Genomic DNA, 21,070 nt, shown 5'->3' on the forward strand with positions numbered 1-21,070 from the left:
AAAATAGCATTACGAAAATCAGCTTGAATAAAACTGGAATGTAAACTGTTCGAGGTATCAAAATTACCCACCACTCCAAAGAAACGTTCAGCTGGTTGCCATTTAAAATTGGCTATACGTGATTGAAGAGAAGGGGAGTAGTCCTGATTGAGTAGGGACTCAATAATAAATGCTTCATCGCGTGTATCCCAAATACTTCGTGTAGCTGCAACTCGTCCGTAAATACGTGCTGCAGAAAAGGCTGCTTCGCGCGAAAAATACATAGCTGCTCGCACATATGCTGCTTCCTGGCCTGCAGGAGCAAATAATTCAATATGATCTTCGATAATATCTACAACAATGCGAATAGCATCAATCACGTTTTCTAAAGTAATCTCGAAGGTAGTTTCGAGCGGAGCTAAGTTAAATAAATTATCGGCAGAAATATGTTCGTGATGAGTTTTATCTAAAGCATGGGTGCGCGTGTATTCTACGTAATCAGTAACAGCAGTGAGCAGAATAATGCGTAAATATTCTGCTTCTTTTGCTCCTAGATTTCTGTACCAATCTGTCTGAGCATAACATACGTCAAGGCAGCTAATAACAATAAACTCAACGGCTTCGCGCGTTTGTGCATCGAGAGTATCGAACTGAGGTGAACCAGTCATAAAGATATGCTCCATTCTGCCTTGTTGTGGTAAGCGTGCGCTATAAGAACGCACGCTTACCATTCTATAAGAAAAAACACAGTGTTATTAATGCTTACGAGCAGAACTGATAAAACCGATGCCCAAGGTAACAACAATAGCAATCACAGCTTTAATAATATCGAAAGTAACAAAGCCGAGAGAAGCGGTCATCAAAGCTGTCCACGACATGCCGGTAACCACGGACTGCACAGAAACGCCAACGCTGTAGAGGAAAATCATGCAGCCAATAATTAAAGCAGCAAAATATCCGAGAGTGCGTAGAACAGAAGAAGAGATTAGCGAGCGGATTGCGCTAATCAGAGCGTGAGAAATAACAACAGCTGGCAGGAATCCCCAGATAAAGCCACTGCTTGGTCCAAGCAAAGCAGCAGTGCTCATACCGCCAGAGAAAACAGGGGCTCCCAAAGCGCCTACAGTAATATATGAGGCAACAACGCTCACAGCTTCTACCTGAGAAAGATTCAGTGCCACAAGCATGAGAACGAAGGTCTGCATAGTAATGCCAACCTGTGTGCCCGGAATAGATACCTTGCCAGCCAAGCCTGCAGCAATAAAGAGAAGAGTAAACAAAGCATACTTGGTAACAGAGAAGTTCTTAAAAGCCTTTGTAACGAAAGCATATAAATTTGAGGAAGTGAACAATTTTTATCCTTAAGACGAGGGGAAAGTCATAGGTGAATGACTTAGAGACATACTACAAAACATTAAAGACGAATTGCAAGTCGAAACGTGGAAAATGCTGGAAATAAGCCGATATTATCTATTCTATTTATGTATAAGAGGTGAAGAGAAAAAATGTATTTGTATATAATCTACAAAACACGCGCATGAAATTTTGTGATTTTATCCATAGGATAATTCAGTTTTTATTGGTAGTTTTATATAAAGTTGTGAAGGAGACTATGTGGACTTATGTGAACACATGAGTGCGGTTACTGTTTCATCGGTCAAACAGTGGCAACACTACCAAACCATAGATTCTACGAATCTAGCGGCTTTACGCTACCTGCGCAAAGCAGATGCATTGTATCTGAGCAGTGCGGGCGAGAAGCCAGAAATACATACGATAATCAGCGCGAACGAGCAAACTCGTGGGCGTGGTCGTATGGGAAGAAACTGGGTAAGTAAGCGCAATCAAGGACTGTATGCCAGTTATATCTGTGTGATGTCTCGCAATTTCTACGATCAGCATGGCGCATGGTTGTCTACGGTTGCAGGAATAGGCGCATTGGAAGCTCTTCGCGAACTCAGCGGTGTGCAGGTTCAATTGAAATGGCCTAATGACCTTTATATCACTGATAAAAAACTAGGCGGTATTTTGTGCGAAAGTATCGTCGATGAGCAGGCTGAGCTTGTGCATGTTGTTGTGGGTATAGGAATTAATCTTCAATCCACTCCTAATCTGGATGCTCACAGCGATGTTCCTTATGTTGCAACATCTTTGGCACAGTGGGCGAGTAAAGACATCGTCTGTGATGATTCCTTGACGCGCGCATTAATAGAACGCATTGCGTATTATCTCAATAATCATTTAGCTCAGTATGATGCTGCTGCAATGCATGAGCTAGCTAAAGAATACAGTGCAACTATAGGCCGCCATATTATTGTGCAGTCTGTAGATGGTAGTCAGTATGAGGCTCAGGCAATTGATATTGCTGCCGATGGTGCTTTGGAAGTTCTTCCCGTGTCTGCTGCTCATGGCGATATTCAAAAGAATTATGCGGCCAATTCAATCGGAGATAATCCACACTCAGTTTTTATTCACGTAGGCGATGTGCTCCATGCGCGTCTTGCTTCAGGCGAGAATCCTACACTGTCCATCAATCAGAACGAGTAGAAAAAGGAAATAAGAGGACATAATGAAAAAACTCTTAATTGCTAATCGCGGTGAAATTGCCCTGCGCGTTATTCGTACGGCGCGCGAAATGGGTATTGCCACTGTGGCAATCTATTCTGATCAAGATCGCAACGCTCCTTACGTGGACCGTGCAGATGAAGCTTTCCACTTGCCTGGCGATACATATAACGAAACATATTTGAATATGGATCGAATTGTGGACATATGTGAGCGCAGTGGCGCGGACGCAATTCATCCTGGATATGGATTTTTGTCGGAAAACTCTACTTTTGCTCAGAAAGTATTGGACGCAGACATTGTGTGGGTGGGACCTCGTCCAGAAGTTCTTGACGATTTGGGAGACAAAATTATTGCTCGCCGTTTTGCTGAACGTGCGCAGGTAACTCCTGTTCCTGGAATTTCTGATCCTGTAAGCGATGTGCATACGCTGATTTCTTTCTGCAATGAGCATGGTTACCCAGCAATGATGAAACGTGCTGATGGCGGTGGCGGCCGCGGTATTACTGTGGTGCGCACAGAAGACGATTTGCGTACCTTCTTTATGAGTCATGACTCTTTGCAAGGCGGCGACCTCGATAAGTATTTTATTGAGAAGTTCGTTAGCGAAGCTCGACACGTGGAAACACAGTGCGGACGTGATTCTTTCGGCACTTTTACTGTGTATTCTACACGTGACTGCTCGGTTCAGCGCCGCAATCAAAAGTTGATTGAAGAAGCTCCTGCACCGTTTTTGAGCGATGTAGTAGAAGAAAAACTGCGCGTTTTTTCGCAACGTTTGTTCGACACTGCTGGTTACGAGGGTTTAGGAACCTGTGAGTTTATGGTTACCCCTCATGATGACGTGTACTTCTTGGAAGTAAACCCTCGTTTGCAAGTGGAACATACCGTTTCGGAAGAAGTATGCGGTATTGATTTGGTTCGTGAGCAGCTGACGATTGCATCTGGCGGTTCTTTAACTGTTCCAGATAAAATGCGCGGACATAGCTTTGAATTGCGTATTACCAGCGAAGACCCTGAGAAAAACTTAACTCCAGGTTCGGGAGTTATTGAGAAGATTGCGCTGCCTTTAGGTCCTGGTATTCGCGTTGATTTTGGTGTGGCTCAGGGAGATACTATTTCTCCAAAATATGATTCCATGATGGGCAAGATTATTGTGACGGCAGCAACGCGCGATATGGCTATTGCTCGTGTGCATCGTGCGATTTCTGAGTTTGAGTTAGAAGGCGTGCCAACTCCGATTGCTTTGTATGACGAGATTTTTGCGCATGATGATTTTACGGCTAAAGGACGCTCCGCGCAGTTTAATGTGACCACCAAGTGGTTGGAAAACACCTTTATGAATGAGCACGCCAAGGCTACACGTGCAGGTCAGCCATATAGTGTGCTTGACCGTTCGGTCAATTCTGTGGAGCCAAGCGAACTTGGTTCTATGCGTGCAAATTCCCAGATTGGAAGTTCTCGCGATGTGCATAACACCACCTTTGTGGTGGAAGTAGATGACCGTCGCATGAAGATTTCCGTACCAGATTATGTGATTGCTGCTGTATCGACATCGCATAGGCCTATTGCAAACCGCAAGACACAGCCTTTGCGTGGTGCTGGTTTGAACATCACGGCATCGAGTAGTGAGAATACTCACGGTAGCTTAGTTGGTTCTAATGGTGAAATTAAAGCACCTATGCAGGCTGTGGTCACACGTGTGAATGTGGCTGTGAGCCAGCAAGTAGCTAAGGGCGATTTGCTTGTGGTTCTCGAATCTATGAAGATGGAAAACTACGTGTACTCTCCTATCGCCGGCACAATTTCAGAAATCTACGTGGGGCCAGCAGATGGCGTTGACGCGGGAGAATCTTTGCTCAAGGTCGATATGAATGCTGCGAACAAGAGTGCAGAGTCTGGCGACAATGAGAAGAGCAAAGATGGTGCGGTTGGAGAAGGCGCGAACTTAGGTGCAAGCTCAGTCGCAGTCTCAGGCGCAAGCTCAGTAGCGATCTCAGGCGCAAGCGACAAATCGGCAAACAAGGAGGAGAAGTAAATGGTTAATTCTGCAAGCTTAGATTCCTTGGCATGGGCATCGTCATCGATTATTGCCGGAGATTCGCATCAGCCATTGCGCACGGAAATTCGCCGTGCAGCACAATTGGCATACGATAGCGAAGACCATGCGCGCGCACGTCAGCATCCTAAAGGAAAATACACGGCTCGCGAGCGTCTCGACTTATTGTTTGACTCCAACACTTTTATGGAGGTTGGTCGATTCGCAGGCGGCAATATTAATAAGGGTGTGGCCGGCAGCGCGGTTGTGACTGGTTTTGGCATGATTCGCGGGCGTAAAGTGGGAGTTTATGCGCAAGATTTCTCTGTGCGCGGCGGCACCATGGGTGAGGCTGAGGGTGAGAAAATCTGCCACCTGCTGGATATGGCTATGGATATGAAGGTTCCTGTTATTGCTTTGATTGATTCGGGTGGAGCTCGAATTCAGGAAGGCGTAACTGCGCTTACCCAGTATGGCCGCATTTTCAAAAAGACGTGTGAGGCTTCGGGGTATATACCTCAGATTTCGCTGATTTTGGGGCCATGTGCGGGTGGGGCTGTGTATTGCCCTGCATTAACCGACATGATTGTGATGACCAAAGAAAACTCATATATGTTCGTTACCGGTCCAGAAGTTGTAAAAGAAGCTACCGGCGAGCGCATTTCTATGGATGATTTGGGTGGCGGTTATGTGCATAACGCGCAATCAGGCGTAGCACATTATTTAGGCGAAGATGAAGCCGATGCCATTGATTATGTGCGCACCGTTTTGGCATACTTACCAAATAGTTGTGATGAAAAACCTCCTGTGTACCCGTATTCTAACGGTCATGCAGAAGATGATGCAGCTAAACGTATCGGCACAATTGTGCCAGATAATGATCGTCAACCTTATGATGTGGTTGATGTTATTCACTGCCTCGTTGATTATGGTGAGTTCCTTGAAGTGCACGAACTATTCGCTCCGTCAGTAGTCGTTGGTTTCGCCTGTATTAAAGGACAAAGTGTAGGTATTGTGGCTAATCAGCCAGCAGTGCGCGCGGGCATTTTAGACGTTGATTCTTCAGAAAAATTAGCTCGCTTTGTGCGCTTATGCGATGCATTTAACTTGCCAGTTATCACTTTGGTCGATGTGCCAGGCTATAAGCCAGGAAGCGATCAAGAACATGCTGGAATTATTCGCCGTGGAGCTAAAGTTATTTACGCCTACGCGAATGCACAAGTGCCTTTGATTACCATTATTATGCGTAAAGCATTTGGTGGCGCGTATATTGTGATGGGTTCGAAATCAATGGGTGCAGATTTCAATTTTGCATGGCCAAACTCGCAAATTGCTGTGCTCGGCGCTCGAGGAGCAGTCAATATTATTCACCGTAAAGAGCTGCGTAAAGCGCGCGATAACGGGGACGATGTAGACGCTCTGCGTGCTCAACTGGTTGCGCAGTACGAGGACAGCACAGTCAACGCAAATCTATCGCTCGAAAAAGGGGAGATAGACGCCATGATTGATCCTGCTCAAACCCGAGACATGATTGAAAAATCTCTCGTTCTCCTGTCTGATAAAAAAACAGAACGTCCTCATCATCGCCGTCATGGTAATCAGCCTCTCTAAACAAAATTTACAGACTTTCATAACTCGAAAAAGATAGAAACAAAGGAATAATAATGTCTCAATCATGGATGAAGCGTGTAGAAACAGAAGCTTTTGCTCTGCTCTTTGGCGGACAATCTACACCATGGATCACAGCTTTACATGATTTATCTCAGAACGCTCATATCTTTGAACGTGTTGCGCGCGTGGTTGACGCTTCTCAAACGCTAATCAGCCCAGTAGCAGCAGACGCGCTCGCTATTGCAGGTCGTCGTATTGATGTGCTCAGTTATGCAAGCTCCTCTCCTGTACTCGGAGTAGCAGCTCAAGCTCAGGTTTCTGTGCCAGGTATTGCTGCCTCTCAACTTGGTGTTGTGCTCGATATGATGGATTTGGGTATTAATCTCAACTCAAAAACGCTTGTTTCTGTTCAGGGTCATTCTCAGGGTGTTATTGCTGTGGAGCTTGTGCGCGTACTTGCTGCCGCTCAAGCAGGAACGCTGAGCCAAGACGAGGCAGACGAGAAACTGGCTGCTTTGCTTGCTATTGCGCGTTTGATTGGTTTAGCAGCTGCACGTACAGCTCGTGACGCTCATATGAACAGTGCCAGCGAAGCCACTGAAATGCTTTCTGTGAAGGGCGCTACCCGTGAACAGATTGACGCGCTGATTGCTCGCGTAAAGAATGCTCGCGGTCCATTGTCTGTGGCCGTGAAGAACTCTGCTAGCCACTGGGTATTGTCTGGATATCCAAGCGATTTGCAGACCGTTTTCGAACAAGTACAGCGTGAACATAATCATCAGGACGCTTTGCGCTCGGCTAAAGTGCGCGGCGGTAGCGTTTTCAATCCTCAGATGGAATATTTGGAAGTATCTGTTCCATTCCATAGCCCATTAATGGCTGATGCTGTTGAGCAGGTCGTAACTTGGGCACAGGCGTGTGGTTTGGATGTGAACAGCGCTCGCACTTTGGCTCAGCAAGTATTAGTAGATCCAGTTGATTGGGCTGCAGATATTGACTCTATTGTGCGCTCTGAAGGCGTGGATGCTGCTCAGTTATGGCTCGTTGATATGGGTCCTGGCTCTACTATTGGTAAGCTGACTACTGCTCTTATTGATGGTACTGGTGCTGGCGTGATTAGCGCTGCTACAGCAGAAGATCGAGTAGCTCTTATTACTGAGGGCACTGAGTATGAGCGCACTACCAATTGGGCTGATTTTGCACCAGAAGTTATTGAAACCGGTCGCGGTAAGCAGGTGGTAACATCCTTTACTCGCTTAACAGGTCGCGCTCCTATTTTGTTGGCAGGTATGACGCCAACCACAGTAGATGCTGAACTGGTTGCAGCCGCAGCAAATGCTGGTTACTGGGCAGAAATGGCTGGCGGCGGTCAGGTAACTGAAGCTGTGTTCGACGCTCATATGGCTGATTTAGAGCAGCTTCTCGAAGAAGGTCGCACAATTGAATTTAACACCATGTTTATGGATCGTTATTTGTGGGGACTGCAGTTTGGTTCTCAACGTATTGTGTCGAAGAAGCGTGCTTCTGGCGCTCCTATTGATGGTGTGATTATTTCTGCAGGCATTCCTGAATTTGAGGAAGCCGTTGACTTAATCCACAACCTGCAGGCTGATGGCTTCCCATATGTGGGCTTTAAGCCAGGAACTGTGGGCCAGATTAAGCAGGTTATTCGCATTGCTCAGGCTGTTCCAGAAACCAAGATTCTTATGGAGGTTGAAGGCGGTATTGCAGGCGGCCATCATTCATGGGAAAGCTTGGATGATTTGCTGCTCAACACCTATGCTCGTGTGCGCGAAAATAACAATATTGTGCTTATTGTGGGTGGCGGTATTGGCACACCTGAGCGTGCTGCAGATTATATTTCGGGTAGCTGGTCTCATGCATACGATATGCCATCAATGCCAGTAGACGGTGTGCTTGTTGGCACTGCTGCTATGACAGCGAAGGAAGCACATACCAGCCCACAGGTGAAGGATTTCCTTGTTCAAACTCCTGGTATTACCGAGTTTGAGAAGAACGATGATCCTTTCGCTCCTCGCGGAGAAAGTTGGGTTCCAGCAGGCGGACATGTGGGTGGAGTTGCTTCTGGTCTGTCTCATTTGCATGCAGATATTTATGAGATTGAAAACTCTTCTGCTCAAGCAGGACGTTTGATTGCACACGTTGATAAGAACCCTGAAGAGCTTGTAATGCGCCGTGACGAGATTATTGAGGCTATTAATAAAACGTCTAAGCCATTCTTTGGTGAGGTAGAGGAGATGACCTACCTTGAGATGGTGCAGCGTTTTGCTGACTTGAGCTACCCATGGGCAGACTCAACCTATGTGGATCGTTTCTTGCATTTACTCCAGCGCGTAGAGGCACGAACTATTGATATGGATCATGGTGAGTTTGAGTCTATTTTTGCTGGCGTAGATGATGTGCGCGAACCAGCTGCAGCTATTGAGCGCTTGGTAGAAGCATACCCACAGGCAGCAGATATGAAGGTTAGCGCTACTGATGCTGCATGGCTTCCACGCTTGTGCCGTGAATATCCAAAGCCAATGCCATTCGTTCCAGTTATTGATGGTGATTTATTGCGCTGGTGGGGTCAAGATCAGCTGTGGCAGTCAGAAGACGCTCGATACAGCGCTGATTCTGTGCGTATTATTCCTGGACCAGTTTCTGTGGCAGGTATTACCACTAAAGATGAACCAATTGCTGATATTTTGGCTCGCTTTGAAAACGCATGCATTAACCGTGTTGCCGCTGAAAAGACGGATGATGTGCGCAACGCCTACTCAGGATTGGCTGATTCTGATAGCCCAGAAGACTTTATTCGCCAAGCTCCAACCATCTCGTGGGTAGGTCATGTGATGGATAACCCTGCCTACCAGTCTGTGGAAAGCGATGGTTACTACGAGATTAAGCCAGTAGGCAAGAAAGACGGTTGGCTCCAGTTTGACTTAGATATTCATCTCGATACTTTCTGGGATAACGATCCAGATGGCGGATTGAGCAAGCATGCAGTGCGCGATATTGTGGTGCCTTTGAATGTGAACCCATCGCAGCCTGGACGTATGCCAATTGTGGATGGTGAGCGTTTATCTCAGCATGTTTACACTATGCTTGCAGCCACTGCAGGTATTGGAAATACTGCTATTACAGGCGATAAGCTCGAAGCAATGCCTCAGATTGTGCCATCGAGTGAAGAACAGAAGGCTCAGCGTCCATTTGGAACAGCTCACAGCTCCTACACTCTGAGCGAAAATCTTGGTTTCGACCATCAAGCAGCCACAGGTGGTGCTTTGCCAAGTGACCTCGTCACCAGCGTTATTGCTCCAGATGCTCTGGTTGGTCCAGCATGGCCAGCAATTTATGCTGCTCTTGGCTCCGTATATATTGGCACAATGCCAATTATTGAAGGTCTGCTCAATGCAGTTCATTTGGATCATATGATGACATTGCGCGTAAGTGAAAGCGAACTGCTTTCTCATACCGGTGAAACTATTCACTTGACCAGTTGGGCAGAACAATACGCTGAATCGGCATCTGGACGTGTGGTGACCATTCACGTGCAGCACACCACAGAAGAAGGAATAGTGCTGGCAGACGAAGTTGAGCGTTTTGCAATTCGCGGACGCGCATACTCCAGCGCTTTGCCTGTAACCGTGCCAGCTTATGGTGGGGTAGAAGGAGAGGTAGAAGAAACTCCTCGCCGCCTATTGCGTCGCGTGAACGTAACAGCTCCAGACGATATGACCGCTTTTGCTCGCACTTCTGGTGACTTTAACCCAATTCACACATCCGTGCGAGGTGCTCGTGTGAGTGGTTTGACTGCTCCGCTTGTTCACGGCATGTGGTTGTCTGCAACAGCTCAGCATGCTGTGCAAAGCACTGACAGCAAGGGTGCTCATTGGGAGATTGAAGGCTGGACCTACACCATGTATGGCATGGTACAGCTCAATGATGAAGTAGAAATTTCTATTGAGCGCGTGGGCAAGGTGCGTCGCGGTGGCTTAGTTCTCGAAGTAACCAGCCGTGTGAACAAAGAAATTGTTTCTGTGGGAACGGCTATTGTGCGCACTCCAGAAAGCGCATATGTGTATCCTGGCCAGGGTGTGCAAAGCCAAGGCATGGTGCTTGATGAGCGTGCATCCTCACCAGCAGCTCGCGATGTGTGGGAACGTGCAGATAAAGTAACGCGCGACAAGCTTGGATTCTCCATTTTGGCTGTGGTACGCGATAACCCAACCGAATTGACGGCAAAGGGCGTAACATATCGTCATCCTGAAGGTTTGCTCAACTTGACGCAGTTTACGCAGGTGGCTTTGGCTACTGTAGCTTTTGCTCAGAGCGCTCGCATGCGCGAAGCAGGAGTAACCTTTGAGCCTGCATACTTCGCTGGACACTCCTTAGGTGAATACAATGCTTTGGGTGCTTTTGCCCAGATTATTCCTTTGGAAACTGTGGTAGAACTCGTCTTCCATCGCGGTTCGACTATGCATCACCTCATTGAACGTGATGCGAAGGGTCGTTCCAACTATCGCATGGGAGCGTTGCGACCAAACCAATTCGGCGTTACCGATGCGACGGTGAAGGATTACATTGCGGGTGTGGCAAAGGAGTCTGGTGAATTCTTGGAGATTGTGAACTACAATCTGGCTGGATCCCAGTACGCTATTGCTGGAACTATCGCCGGTTTGGAATACCTCAACCGCGATGCTTCAGCTCGTGCTCAGGCTGCAGGTGGTAAGCGTCCATTCATGTACGTTCCAGGAATTGATGTGCCATTCCATTCCTCAAAGTTACGTTCAGGCGTGCCAGAGTTCCGCGATAAGCTAGATGCTCTGCTGCCAGCACACATTAACTACTCCATTTTGGAAGGCCGCTATATTCCTAACCTTGTAGCTCGTCCATTCGAGATGACGAAGGACTTCGCTCGTTCAATTCTTGAGGTTGTGCCTTCTGAGCGTTTGCAGGCTGCTCTCGATGATGATGCTGTGTGGAACGAGTATGCTGCTGATGATCAAAAGCTCGGACGTTTGCTCTTAACTGAGCTGCTCAGCTGGCAGTTTGCTTCTCCTGTGCGTTGGATTGAAACTCAGGCTTTGCTCTTTACTCCTCGTGAGCTTGGCGGTTTGGGAGTAGACAATTATGTTGAAGTTGGCTTGGGTAACGCTCCAACTTTGGCGAATATGGGTGCGCGCACTTTGAAGCTGCCTCAGTTTGCTCACTTACAAACAACCGTATATAACGTAGGCCGCGATGAAGCTCGCGTATATCTGACTGATAACGACGCTGACTCCCTTATTAAGAGCGCTGCGCCTGTTGAGGAAGATGCTGTTTCAGCTGCTCCAGTAGAGGAAGCTCCTACTCCTGCTTCTGCTCCTTCCGCGCCTGTAGCTGCTGTGGGAGCCGCACCTGCAGAAGATATTACTTTCACAGCATCTGATGCTATCGCTACGCTGCTCGCATACAGTGCGAAACTGCGTCCAGAACAAATTGGAGACACAGATACAACCGACAGCTTAACGAACGGTGTATCATCCAAGCGCAATCAGCTGCTTATGGATATTAGCTCCGAACTGTCTGTAGCCAGCGTAGAAGGCGCGGCAGAAGCAACCGTCGGCTCGCTGTACGGTATTGTTAATGCAGCAGCTCCTCACTATAAGGCTTTCGGCCCAGTTTTGAGCGATGCTGTGCGTGAACGTTTGCACGCACTGTTCGGCGCTGCAGGCGTAAAACCAACACAGATTGCTAAGCGCGTTAACGGAGCATGGGGCTTAGGCGATGGCTGGGTATCTGCCGTTACAGCAGATATCGTGCTAAATACGCGCGAAGGTTCTAGCTCTCGCGGCGGTGATTTGGCTAGCTTACCAACCGAAGCTGTTTCTAATGCAGCCGGAGCAGACGCTCTGATTGACGCTGCTGTACAAGAAGTAGCAGCCTCTCGAGGCGTAACAGTAGCAATGGCTAGCGCAGGAGCAGGTTCTGCTGGAGCAGTAGTTGATTCTGCTGCTTTGAACGAGTTTGCTGACAAACTGACCGGCGAGAACGGCGTTTTGGCTCAAACTGCTCGCTTTGTTTTGCAGCAGATTGGCGCTACCCCCGAGCCAGCTGCACCTCACAGCGATGAAAACGCTGCTGTTATTGAAGCAGTAGAAACTGAGCTGGGTCGTAACTGGGTAAAGCAGGTAGAGCCTCGCTTTGACGCTCGTAAAGCTATGTTGATTGATGACCGCTGGGCAAGCGCTCGCGAAGATTTGGCACATATGTATGCTCAGGCAGATATGTCGTATGCTTCTCATGCATTCGAAGGTGCAGGTTCTGCTCTTGCTGCTCAAGCAGCATGGTATGCTCAGCGTGCTCAAGCAGATGGCAACGGTCAGCTGGCAGACGCATTCATGCAGATTGCTCAGCGTGCTAGCTCGGCTCCGGATGCTGCACATGCTCAGTTTGCATCGGATGTAGCAGTAGTAACGGGCGTGTCCGCTCACTCAATTGCAGGTGAAGTAGTGGCAGCTCTGCTCGCAGGTGGTGCAACAGTTATTGCAACCAGCTACAGCTTTAAGCCAAACGTTAAGCAGTGGGCGAAGGACGTATATCGTACGCATGCAGTTGCTGGCGCACAACTGTGGCTCGTACCAGCAAACTTGTCGAGCTTCCGCGATGTGGATGCTCTTGTACAGTGGGTGGGCACTGAGCAGAAGGAAACACATGGCGCAACTACAACTGTGGTGAAACCAGCGTTGAGCCCAACATTGTTCTTCCCATTCGCAGCTCCTCCAGTACACGGTACGTTGGCTGATTCGGGTGAGCTCTTCGAATCTCAAGCTCGTCTGATGCTGTGGGGTGTGGAGCGTGCTATTGCAGGATTTGCTCCACTGGGCACCGAAACAAATGTGGCTCATCGTTTGCACGTTGTTTTGCCAGGTTCTCCAAACCGCGGTATTTTCGGCGGTGACGGTGCATATGGTGAAGTGAAGTCTGCTTTCGACGCCATCGTAACGCGTGCACATGCAGAAACTGATTGGTCACAGCACGTAACCTTTGCTCATCCTCGTATTGGTTGGGTTCGTGGAACTGGTCTTATGGGTGGAAATGATCCACTCGTAGAAGTTGTTGAATCACGCGGAGTACGTACCTACACCACAGCTGAGATGGCAGAAGAACTTATCAATCTGTCCACTCCAGAAGCACGTCGTTTGGCAGCTCAGTCTCCACTGAGCGTGGACTTGACCGGTGGCTTAGGTAATGAGCCACTCAATATTACTGAACTGCGCGAAGAAGCTATGGCTCGTGCTGCTCAAGACGCTGCTCCTGAGACTGCGCAGAGCGCACAAGGTACTGTGATTAAGGCTCTGCCAACGCCAGAAATTCCAACTCAGACTGCTTCTCACGCTTCGGATTGGACGCAGGTAAGCGCTCGCCCTGAAGATGAAGTGGTGATTGTGAATATTGGTGAGTTGGGTCCTTGGGGCTTTGGCCGCACCCGTGTTCAAGCTGAATTGGGTATTCACTCCGATGGTTCTGTTGATTTGAATTCCACTGGTGTTCTTGAATTAGCATGGAATATGGGCTTGATTTCTTGGGCAGACGCTCCAGAACCAGGCTGGTACGATGTGGACGGCAATATTGTTCCAGAAGGAGATATTTACGAACGCTTCCATGACGAGGTTGTGGCTCGAAGCGGTATTCGACCATTCGATGACGGTATGGGCAATGATTTTGCTCACGGAACGAATGAAGATGCTGCTGAAGTCTTCCTCGACCACGACATTAGTTTCGCTGTGGCTGATGAGAAGACTGCGCGTGAATATGTGGATGCAGACGAAACACATACCAGCATTGTGTTTGATGAAGAAAATGGCGAGTGGATTGTTACCCGCATACAAGGTGCTTCCGTTCACGTTCCACGCCGCACAACCATGACACGCACAGTAGGTGGTCAGTTCCCAGAAGGCTTCGATCCAACTCGTTGGGGTATTCCAAGCTCCATGGTGGGAGATGTGGATCAGATTGCACTGTGGAATATTGTGACAGCTGTAGATGCCTTTATTTCTGCAGGCTTCACACCGGCAGAGATTTTGCAGTCGATTCACCCATCGCAGGTGGCCAGCACGCAGGGCACAGGCTTCGGTGGCATGTCTTCTATGCGTAAGCTCTACTTGGATCGCTACCTGAACAAGGATTATCCAAGCGATATTCTGCAGGAAGCTTTGCCAAATGTGGTTGCCGCTCATGTGATGCAGTCCTACATTGGCGGTTACGGCAACATGATTCAGCCAGTATCTGCATGCGCAACCGCAGCAGTATCTGTCGAAGAAGGCTTCGACAAGATTAAGCTGGGCAAGGCTGACTTCGTTGTTGCAGGCGCTATCGACGATATTGGTACCGAGTCTGTGAACGGCTTCGGCTACATGAACGCTACAGCAAACTCGCAGGAGATGTACGACAAGGGTATTGAAGCTCGCTTCTTCTCCCGTGCAAACGATCGTCGCCGCGGCGGCTTCGTGGAAGCACAGGGTGGTGGTACCGTTTTGATGACTCGCGGTGACATCGCGTTGAAGCTCGGCCTGCCAGTTGCTGGTGTGATTGCTTACGTTCGCTCCTTCGCAGACGGTGCTCACACCTCGATTCCAGCTCCAGGTTTGGGTGCTTTGGCGGCAGCTCAGGGTGGCGAGCATTCTCAGCTCGTACGCGACTTGGCTCAGTTGGGTGTGTCTGCAGACGACATCGCCGTGGTGTCTAAGCACGATACTTCCACCAACGCCAACGATCCAAACGAGTCTGAACTGCACAACACTGTGGCTCATGCCATTGGCCGTAGCGAGGGCAACCCTCTGTATGTAATTTCGCAGAAGAGTCTGACTGGTCACGCTAAGGGTGGTGCAGCTATCTTCCAGATGCACGGCTTAACCGACGTGTTCCGCACAGGTATTATTCCTGCGAACGCATCCTTGGACGTGGTTGATTCTGGTCTCGAACGCGATGATTACATGGTGTGGTTCACCAAGCCACTGCATATCGGTCATGAGCACGATATTAAGGCTGGTTTGGTTACGTCCTTGGGCTTCGGCCACGTGTCTGGTTTTGTTGCTGTTGTTCATCCGGGTGCTTTCGAAGCAGCAGTGCGCAACACTGCAGGCGAGGACACAGTAGAGCGGTGGAAGAGCCGTGCGAACGCTCGTTTGGCTGCTGGTCATCAGCACTTGGAGAAGGCTATGCGCGGTCAGGCAAGCCTGTTCGAGCAGATCGATAACCGTCGCTACCACGACGATAAGCGCGGATACAACGCGCACGAGGTAGAGAAGGCTATGTTGCTCGATCCTCAGGCTCGTTTGAGCCAGAGTGGTTACTTCGAGAAGTAAAATGATTTAAATTAGTTGCGTGTGGGGTCTAATCAGAATCTGGTTAGACCCCACATGTATATCGTGTTTATGTGAAAAAGTTGTTATCTTTTCTTACAACATTGTTTTTATATGATGTTTATTGCACAGTAAGAATGAAATTACATTAAGAAACAGCTAAAAGATACTCTATCGGCATGTTTTCAATGAGAGGAGAGTAGAACCAAGGGAACTCTTAACAACGAGGTTAAAAGTTACATGAAAGAATGATGTGATCCGTCATGAAAAGAATAAGTAATTATTTCAGATTGTTTGCTGCACTTATTGTTATTTTTATGTGCAGTTTTGTGCTTCCTCACAATGCATATGCTGTAACAGATGAAGTGGCATATAGGAATGACCTGAATAAGCTTTCTGTCATGCTCAATAATTTTTCGAGTCTTCAAGAGCTAGATGAACAAGTTAGAGAGGAGAGTGCTCGTACTGGCATAGATAAACAGGAGGTTCTCAGTGATACTATCGAGCGTGTTCAATTTGAGCAAGCAGCCATGGGAGAGCTTGTTGGAGGAGCAACTGATCGCTCGATTGGTATTTGGGATGGGCGACATAATAATCTAAGGGCTGCTACAGCACCTGGAGATTATTTTGTTTCTGCGGGAAATACAACTAATGGATTGCCTCATGGTCATGCGGGAATTTTTGTGAACAATGATCGCATTGTAGAGGCAGTTGGTAATGGAGGTACTGCCCGTGAAGTAGCTCGAAATAATACTCTTGCACAGGGTGTTCCCTTTATCTACCGAGTAAACACCAGTCAGATGAATAGAAATAAAGCAGTAAGTCGTGCAAGGTCATATATTGGTCGAGGGTATAATGGGAATCCTGTTTCGCCTAATCGAAATGATTGGGGGAGGTTTGAACTGTAGTCAGTTAGTGTGGGCTGCATATTATTATGGTGCGGGTATAGATCTTGCACCAAGGCATCCATTTATTGCACCTGTAACTCTTACTATGTCCCCAGTTGCATCTCGCTACGATACAATACAACCATAGCGTCATAGAATTGCTGCAAGGAGGTAGAGCTATGGAATATAAGCTAAATAGCACTAGGAGTAGTACTATCATAGTCTGCTTCCTTGCTTTGTTACGATGATACTTTGGTCTTTCACCTGAAATAGGGTAAGGGGATTATTGGTTTGTCTTGCTGGTTGAGAAAGTCTCAGGAATTTTGCGCTACATCACAAATACTTGGCTCTTTCTTATCATGTAACCTATAATGATGTAGCTTATACACTTGATTTAAGTGTATATGGAGTTAGTGAACACTGAATTCGATGTCTCGCGCATATTAGATATGTAAAACTCGACAATATCTAGTTGAAGACAGAATTTAGTCGAATATGGATACTCTTGATGCTGAGATTAACATTCTCGTTGTAGGTTATTCTACAATTGAGAACGTAGGTATAGCATCCCGTATTATTCTTCACTACGAATAGTGATTCTGATGATTCAAGAGGTTTTCTGTTCACTTCGCTCTATATTTGAAGGATTATGTATAAGTTTTCTCTTTGTAAGGAAACTATTCATCTTGATAAAATTGCTATCTTATCGTGAATGGATCAAAATCCAACGGGTTTTACCCAGTAATAAATCCTGATGATTGTATGAATTAAATCGTCCTTAGTAACACCATCTATCAAAAAAAGGAGAAGGAAAATGAAAGAACACATAACAACTATTATGCGAGGAGTAGCAATCATTGTTGCTTGCCTTCTCGTTATCCCATTGTCTGCGTGTGCACCGAAAACTCATTCAGCGCTCAAGGAGATTGAAATAGGTAAGTACATAGCAGCTGTACCTATTTACGATGCTGCCAAAATTCCAGGAAAACACAGCTATCTTGCATTGATAACCGCGGATGGGCACTCTAAAATTATTCGCTTGAATACGATGTTTTACAATCAGCCTGTATGGACTCATGCAGGTGTGCAGTTTATCGATAATAAAAGCAATTATTTTATTGCAAAAAATAGCACGCAAACACGCATGACGAATCATAATAAAACGGATTTCCAATACGGAAGTACATTTTATGATGATAACACCATGATTACAGTACTTAACCGCGGTTTAGAGCATAAAAAAGACGGTATTATTGGGGTTTCTAAAACAAACGGACAATTTAAAGAATTTGCATACAGCACTGCTCAAGCACATAGTTTGAGTAATCTTGCCACTTGTCAGCAATCAACCTATACCATTGATTTGAGTCGAGACATAGAGAATCCTGAACTGGTTATCTCGAAGATATTTGATGGAAAATCTCCCCAATTTACTATTGAAGATAAAGTGCGACCGAATGTAAACACTTTTGATGGAGAGCTACTAACTCTTTTTGAGAATCATCCAACAGCCAATAATCAATCAAATATTGGTACGGCTTTCTGTCAAAACGGCAAGCTGTCTACTTTTGTTACTGTAACGGCTAATCAAACGGAGCAGAGACTCGGAAGTGTTATGTTATTCCAATGGGATACGAACACGAAACAGTCACGCTTTATACCGCTAAAAGATGAGAAAACTGGTGATTATTTAACCACAAGTCAAGCAACTATTTGGGGCAAGTATTCAACTGATGAGTATGCAGCTTCTAAAACAGAAACTTTGGTTATGAGTGGTTTGTCGGGCGAGATTCTGGCTGTGAATACAGAAACGGGTATTGCGCAGCAATTTACATCGCCCATTATTAAATATAATGATCAGTTTGAAACAGATTTTTATGGTCGTCTTGTAATGCGTACAACGACGGATTATGTGTATGCTTTTGCTTTGTATGAGAACGATAAGACGGGTACAAAGTCCTTTATTAACGTCTACTCGCGCGACGATGGTTCTCTTATAAAAACTATTCATCTGGACTCCGCATTGAACAAAAAAGTGTACAACACGAATTTCCGTTTGGGCTATCCTGCTGTTTCGCCTGATTACACGTGGAGATAATATCCGCATAACGAGTTATGGCATTTGATAAAGGCTCTGTAGTATGGTAATAGTTTCTGACCATAGAACAGAGCCTTAGTCAGTGATAGGAATAGAAGTATTATTACTATCTATTTGCCCTGAGTTTACTTGTTCGAGTTCATTATCATATTTATTGATTGCTTCAATAATGTCTGTTTGTAAGGGTTGTTTATCTATCTGATTTTCCATTATCAGTCGTTGAATAGTGATTTTGTATCGCAGTAGGCGTGAGCATAATAGAAGCTTCTAGCAGTGGTGCCATATAATATAGACAGCTTTTACTCAGCTAATGGGCGGGGTGAAAATACGCAGCTAGGGAGGCTAGCTTAGTCGGCTCAAAAAAGAAAAAGTATAAGACAATTGGGATAAGTGTTTTTGTAGTTATCGTTATTAGTATTTGTATACTTATATGACCTTTTCATCCGACTTTTGTATGGAAAGCGTCCGCATCGAAGAATTTCAATCAGTATCAACCGTTTAGCCTTCAAATGGCACAACGGGCTGAATGGTTTCTTACTCCTGGCGCCTATGAACGTGTAGAGGTATCTTACGATGAACATGATACTCAGGATTATGTTTCATTTATAATTGGCGCAGTAGAATGCAAGTCTAACGGAGATACGTGTGGTGTAGGGGATTCTATTTATAGTGCAATCAAAAAGTATGGTAGAAAAAATTTCGCATTCGTTCATGTAAAACTAACCGCCCATGGAAGCGGTTATGAAACATGGGGATATTGCTATGCGTGGAATCATGTGAGATGGGTTCTTATATCTAGAGAATAAAAGATAATCCTCTAAGATAATTAAAGTCCTTGTGCTGTGAGCAAAAAAATCAGTTCACGACAGCCATGTAATACTCGGCTTACTGCGTCTATCTCTTGTGAGGCTTGTGATGTTGTAGCTTTAATGCTTGGGCTCACGTGTAAAGCTTGTAACGAAATAAGCGTGTTTTTAAGCCCTCTTTCAGCTTTAGTTCTTTACGCATCAGCGTAGACGTAAAACTTAGCAGGTGATTAGCGGGAGTTTGTTCTATCATCAAGCTTTAGTTTTCACGCGCTGACCCATGCGTAAGACTAAAACGCGACAACCCTGAGCGTCAACGAAATAAAAGCCTAGATGAGAGTAGTCAATCAAGCACGCCAAAAGCCATAGAGCTATCTTATTTCAATAAGTCTTTGCACAAACCAGTGGAATCGCGCACAACTAGCTCAGGATCATAGGGAATAACACGCTGAATAGACAATAAGCTACTGTCGTTCATCATCGGGTGGCGGGTGGCGAGAGATGAGATAGATGCAAATTCTTTAGGTCATCAGTGCTACATTTACTCCTATGACGTGTTTAGACGGTGTGGAGAGTATGGCTTGTATTGCGGGTATGGGGCATGACATTGTTGATTGTGTAGCATTTAGTGAGCAAGTGCAGCAGCCGGGAACACGTTTTGAACAGCTTTTTTCTTCACGTGAGCGTTTGCAATGTCGCATGCGTGGCGGTAGTAAAGATGATTACGCACGTCATCTGGCTGTGCGTTGGGCTGGAAAAGAAGCTTTTCTTAAAGCATGGTCGCATGCACTAAGTCCTGAACTAATAATGCCGTATACTATTGAGGACTTCCCCTGGGCATCTGTTGAAATTGTTAGCGATTCGCTTCGCAGACCTTCTGTATATATAACAGGCGACGTGCAGGAGAAATTGTATGCGAGTTTGAGAAATCGCGGCCTTGTAAGTGCTGAGCAAAGTGTGCGATGCCATATATCTGCCAGTCATGACGGCTCTATGGCAAGTGCAGTTGTTCTTCTGGAAATTATGAGTGCGGCGGCTATGAGTACGGCAGTCCATCATACATAGTTATTACAATAAAGAAGTGAGAAAATGAAGTTCGAAGGAGATTTATGCGTGCATTAATTATTGTGGATGTGCAACCAACATTTTGCGAAGGTGGGGAACTGCCTGTACAAGGCGGGAATGCGGTAGCTGAGCGTATTGCTCAGTATGTGCGCGCGCATCGAGAGGACTATACATTCCTCGCTACCACTCAGGATTGGCATATTGAGCCGGGCAATCATTTTAGTAAAACACCTGATTTTATTGATACGTGGCCTCCTCATGGAGTAGCAGGTAGTGATCATGCAGCGCTGCATCAAGATATTCAATATCTCGGAATTACTCGCCATTTTAAGAAGGGGCAGTATAGCGCAGCATATTCGGGTTTCGAAGGTATAGAAGATAATAATAATGCCGTAGAAAGTCGCGAAGCAGTCGAGGCTGCTGAATCTGCTGGACGCACCCTAGAAAATGCTTTACGCGCTGCATCTATTTCTGAGGTTGATGTGTGTGGATTAGCATTGTCTCACTGTGTGAAGGAAACAGCTCTTGATGCTCGTCGTTTAGGCTTTGAAACCCGTGTATTAACGAATTTAAGTGAGCCAGTAAGTCCAGAACAGGGCATTGCCGCCTGCGATATATTACGCGAAAATGGCGTAGAGCTCGTCGAAGTAGAGATTTAATTCACGGTAAGT

Annotated in this window: 10 protein-coding genes and 1 pseudogene; 9 read left to right on the forward strand and 2 right to left on the reverse strand. The window is 46.4% G+C overall.

Translation table 11 applies throughout. The annotated features are described in order from the left end of the window. Both G464_RS08750 and G464_RS0103560 read right to left on the reverse strand, forming a co-directional pair. Positions 1 to 647, reverse strand: a pseudogene (locus G464_RS08750) (hypothetical protein); the annotation flags it as partial. Between the two features lie 87 nt (positions 648 to 734). Further along, positions 735 to 1,331 carry a biotin transporter BioY gene (locus tag G464_RS0103560; RefSeq protein ID WP_022856764.1) on the reverse strand — a complete coding sequence of 199 codons (597 nt, stop codon included), beginning with the start codon at positions 1,329 to 1,331 and terminating at the stop codon, positions 735 to 737. A 262-nt stretch (positions 1,332 to 1,593) separates the two neighbouring features. On the opposite strand from G464_RS0103560, the gene G464_RS09650 reads away from it, so the two are divergent. From G464_RS09650 to G464_RS0103605, 9 genes are all read left to right on the forward strand, one after another. Further along, positions 1,594 to 2,526, forward strand: a complete 933-nt coding sequence (locus G464_RS09650) for a biotin--[acetyl-CoA-carboxylase] ligase (RefSeq protein ID WP_143739568.1) — start codon at positions 1,594 to 1,596, stop codon at positions 2,524 to 2,526. Between the two features lie 22 nt (positions 2,527 to 2,548). Beyond that, on the forward strand, positions 2,549 to 4,582 hold the full coding sequence (locus G464_RS08760) for an acetyl/propionyl/methylcrotonyl-CoA carboxylase subunit alpha (protein ID WP_022856766.1): 2,034 nt from the start codon (positions 2,549 to 2,551) through the stop codon (positions 4,580 to 4,582). Beyond that, positions 4,583 to 6,193 (forward strand): acyl-CoA carboxylase subunit beta, encoded by a 1,611-nt coding sequence (locus G464_RS0103575; protein ID WP_022856767.1) that lies wholly within the window; start codon positions 4,583 to 4,585, stop codon positions 6,191 to 6,193. A gap of 53 nt (positions 6,194 to 6,246) precedes the next feature. Further along, a complete protein-coding gene (locus G464_RS0103580; protein WP_022856768.1) occupies positions 6,247 to 15,546 on the forward strand; it encodes a type I polyketide synthase in 9,300 nt (3,099 codons plus the stop codon). Between the two features lie 260 nt (positions 15,547 to 15,806). After that, positions 15,807 to 16,451 (forward strand): hypothetical protein, encoded by a 645-nt coding sequence (locus G464_RS08765; RefSeq protein WP_021618573.1) that lies wholly within the window; start codon positions 15,807 to 15,809, stop codon positions 16,449 to 16,451. A 793-nt stretch (positions 16,452 to 17,244) separates the two neighbouring features. Beyond that, positions 17,245 to 18,528 (forward strand): hypothetical protein, encoded by a 1,284-nt coding sequence (locus G464_RS0103595; RefSeq protein ID WP_021618572.1) that lies wholly within the window; start codon positions 17,245 to 17,247, stop codon positions 18,526 to 18,528. A gap of 509 nt (positions 18,529 to 19,037) precedes the next feature. Beyond that, positions 19,038 to 19,334 carry a hypothetical protein gene (locus tag G464_RS08770; RefSeq protein WP_021618570.1) on the forward strand — a complete coding sequence of 99 codons (297 nt, stop codon included), beginning with the start codon at positions 19,038 to 19,040 and terminating at the stop codon, positions 19,332 to 19,334. A 549-nt stretch (positions 19,335 to 19,883) separates the two neighbouring features. Then, positions 19,884 to 20,399: a holo-ACP synthase gene (locus G464_RS08775; protein ID WP_021618568.1), complete on the forward strand. Its 516-nt coding sequence runs from the start codon at positions 19,884 to 19,886 to the stop codon at positions 20,397 to 20,399. A 44-nt stretch (positions 20,400 to 20,443) separates the two neighbouring features. Then, positions 20,444 to 21,058 (forward strand): isochorismatase family protein, encoded by a 615-nt coding sequence (locus tag G464_RS0103605; RefSeq protein ID WP_022856771.1) that lies wholly within the window; start codon positions 20,444 to 20,446, stop codon positions 21,056 to 21,058. The last annotated feature ends 12 nt before the right edge of the window (positions 21,059 to 21,070 follow it).

Origin of the sequence: Alloscardovia omnicolens DSM 21503 (assembly GCF_000420505.1) — a bacterium.
In the GTDB taxonomy this organism is placed as follows: Bacteria; Actinomycetota; Actinomycetes; order Actinomycetales; family Bifidobacteriaceae; genus Alloscardovia; species Alloscardovia omnicolens.

Excerpts from the sequence above, each read along its gene's own strand:
- G464_RS08765 (WP_021618573.1), top strand. The coding sequence starts at position 15,807 with ATGAAAAGAATAAGTAATTATTTCAGATTGTTTGCTGCACTTATTGTT.
- G464_RS0103575 (WP_022856767.1), top strand. The coding sequence starts at position 4,583 with ATGGTTAATTCTGCAAGCTTAGATTCCTTGGCATGGGCATCGTCATCG.
- G464_RS08770 (WP_021618570.1), top strand. The coding sequence starts at position 19,038 with ATGGCACAACGGGCTGAATGGTTTCTTACTCCTGGCGCCTATGAACGT.
- G464_RS0103605 (WP_022856771.1), top strand. The coding sequence starts at position 20,444 with ATGCGTGCATTAATTATTGTGGATGTGCAACCAACATTTTGCGAAGGT.
- G464_RS08775 (WP_021618568.1), top strand. The coding sequence starts at position 19,884 with ATGACGTGTTTAGACGGTGTGGAGAGTATGGCTTGTATTGCGGGTATG.
- G464_RS0103580 (WP_022856768.1), top strand. The coding sequence starts at position 6,247 with ATGTCTCAATCATGGATGAAGCGTGTAGAAACAGAAGCTTTTGCTCTG.
- G464_RS08760 (WP_022856766.1), top strand. The coding sequence starts at position 2,549 with ATGAAAAAACTCTTAATTGCTAATCGCGGTGAAATTGCCCTGCGCGTT.
- G464_RS0103595 (WP_021618572.1), top strand. The coding sequence starts at position 17,245 with ATGAAAGAACACATAACAACTATTATGCGAGGAGTAGCAATCATTGTT.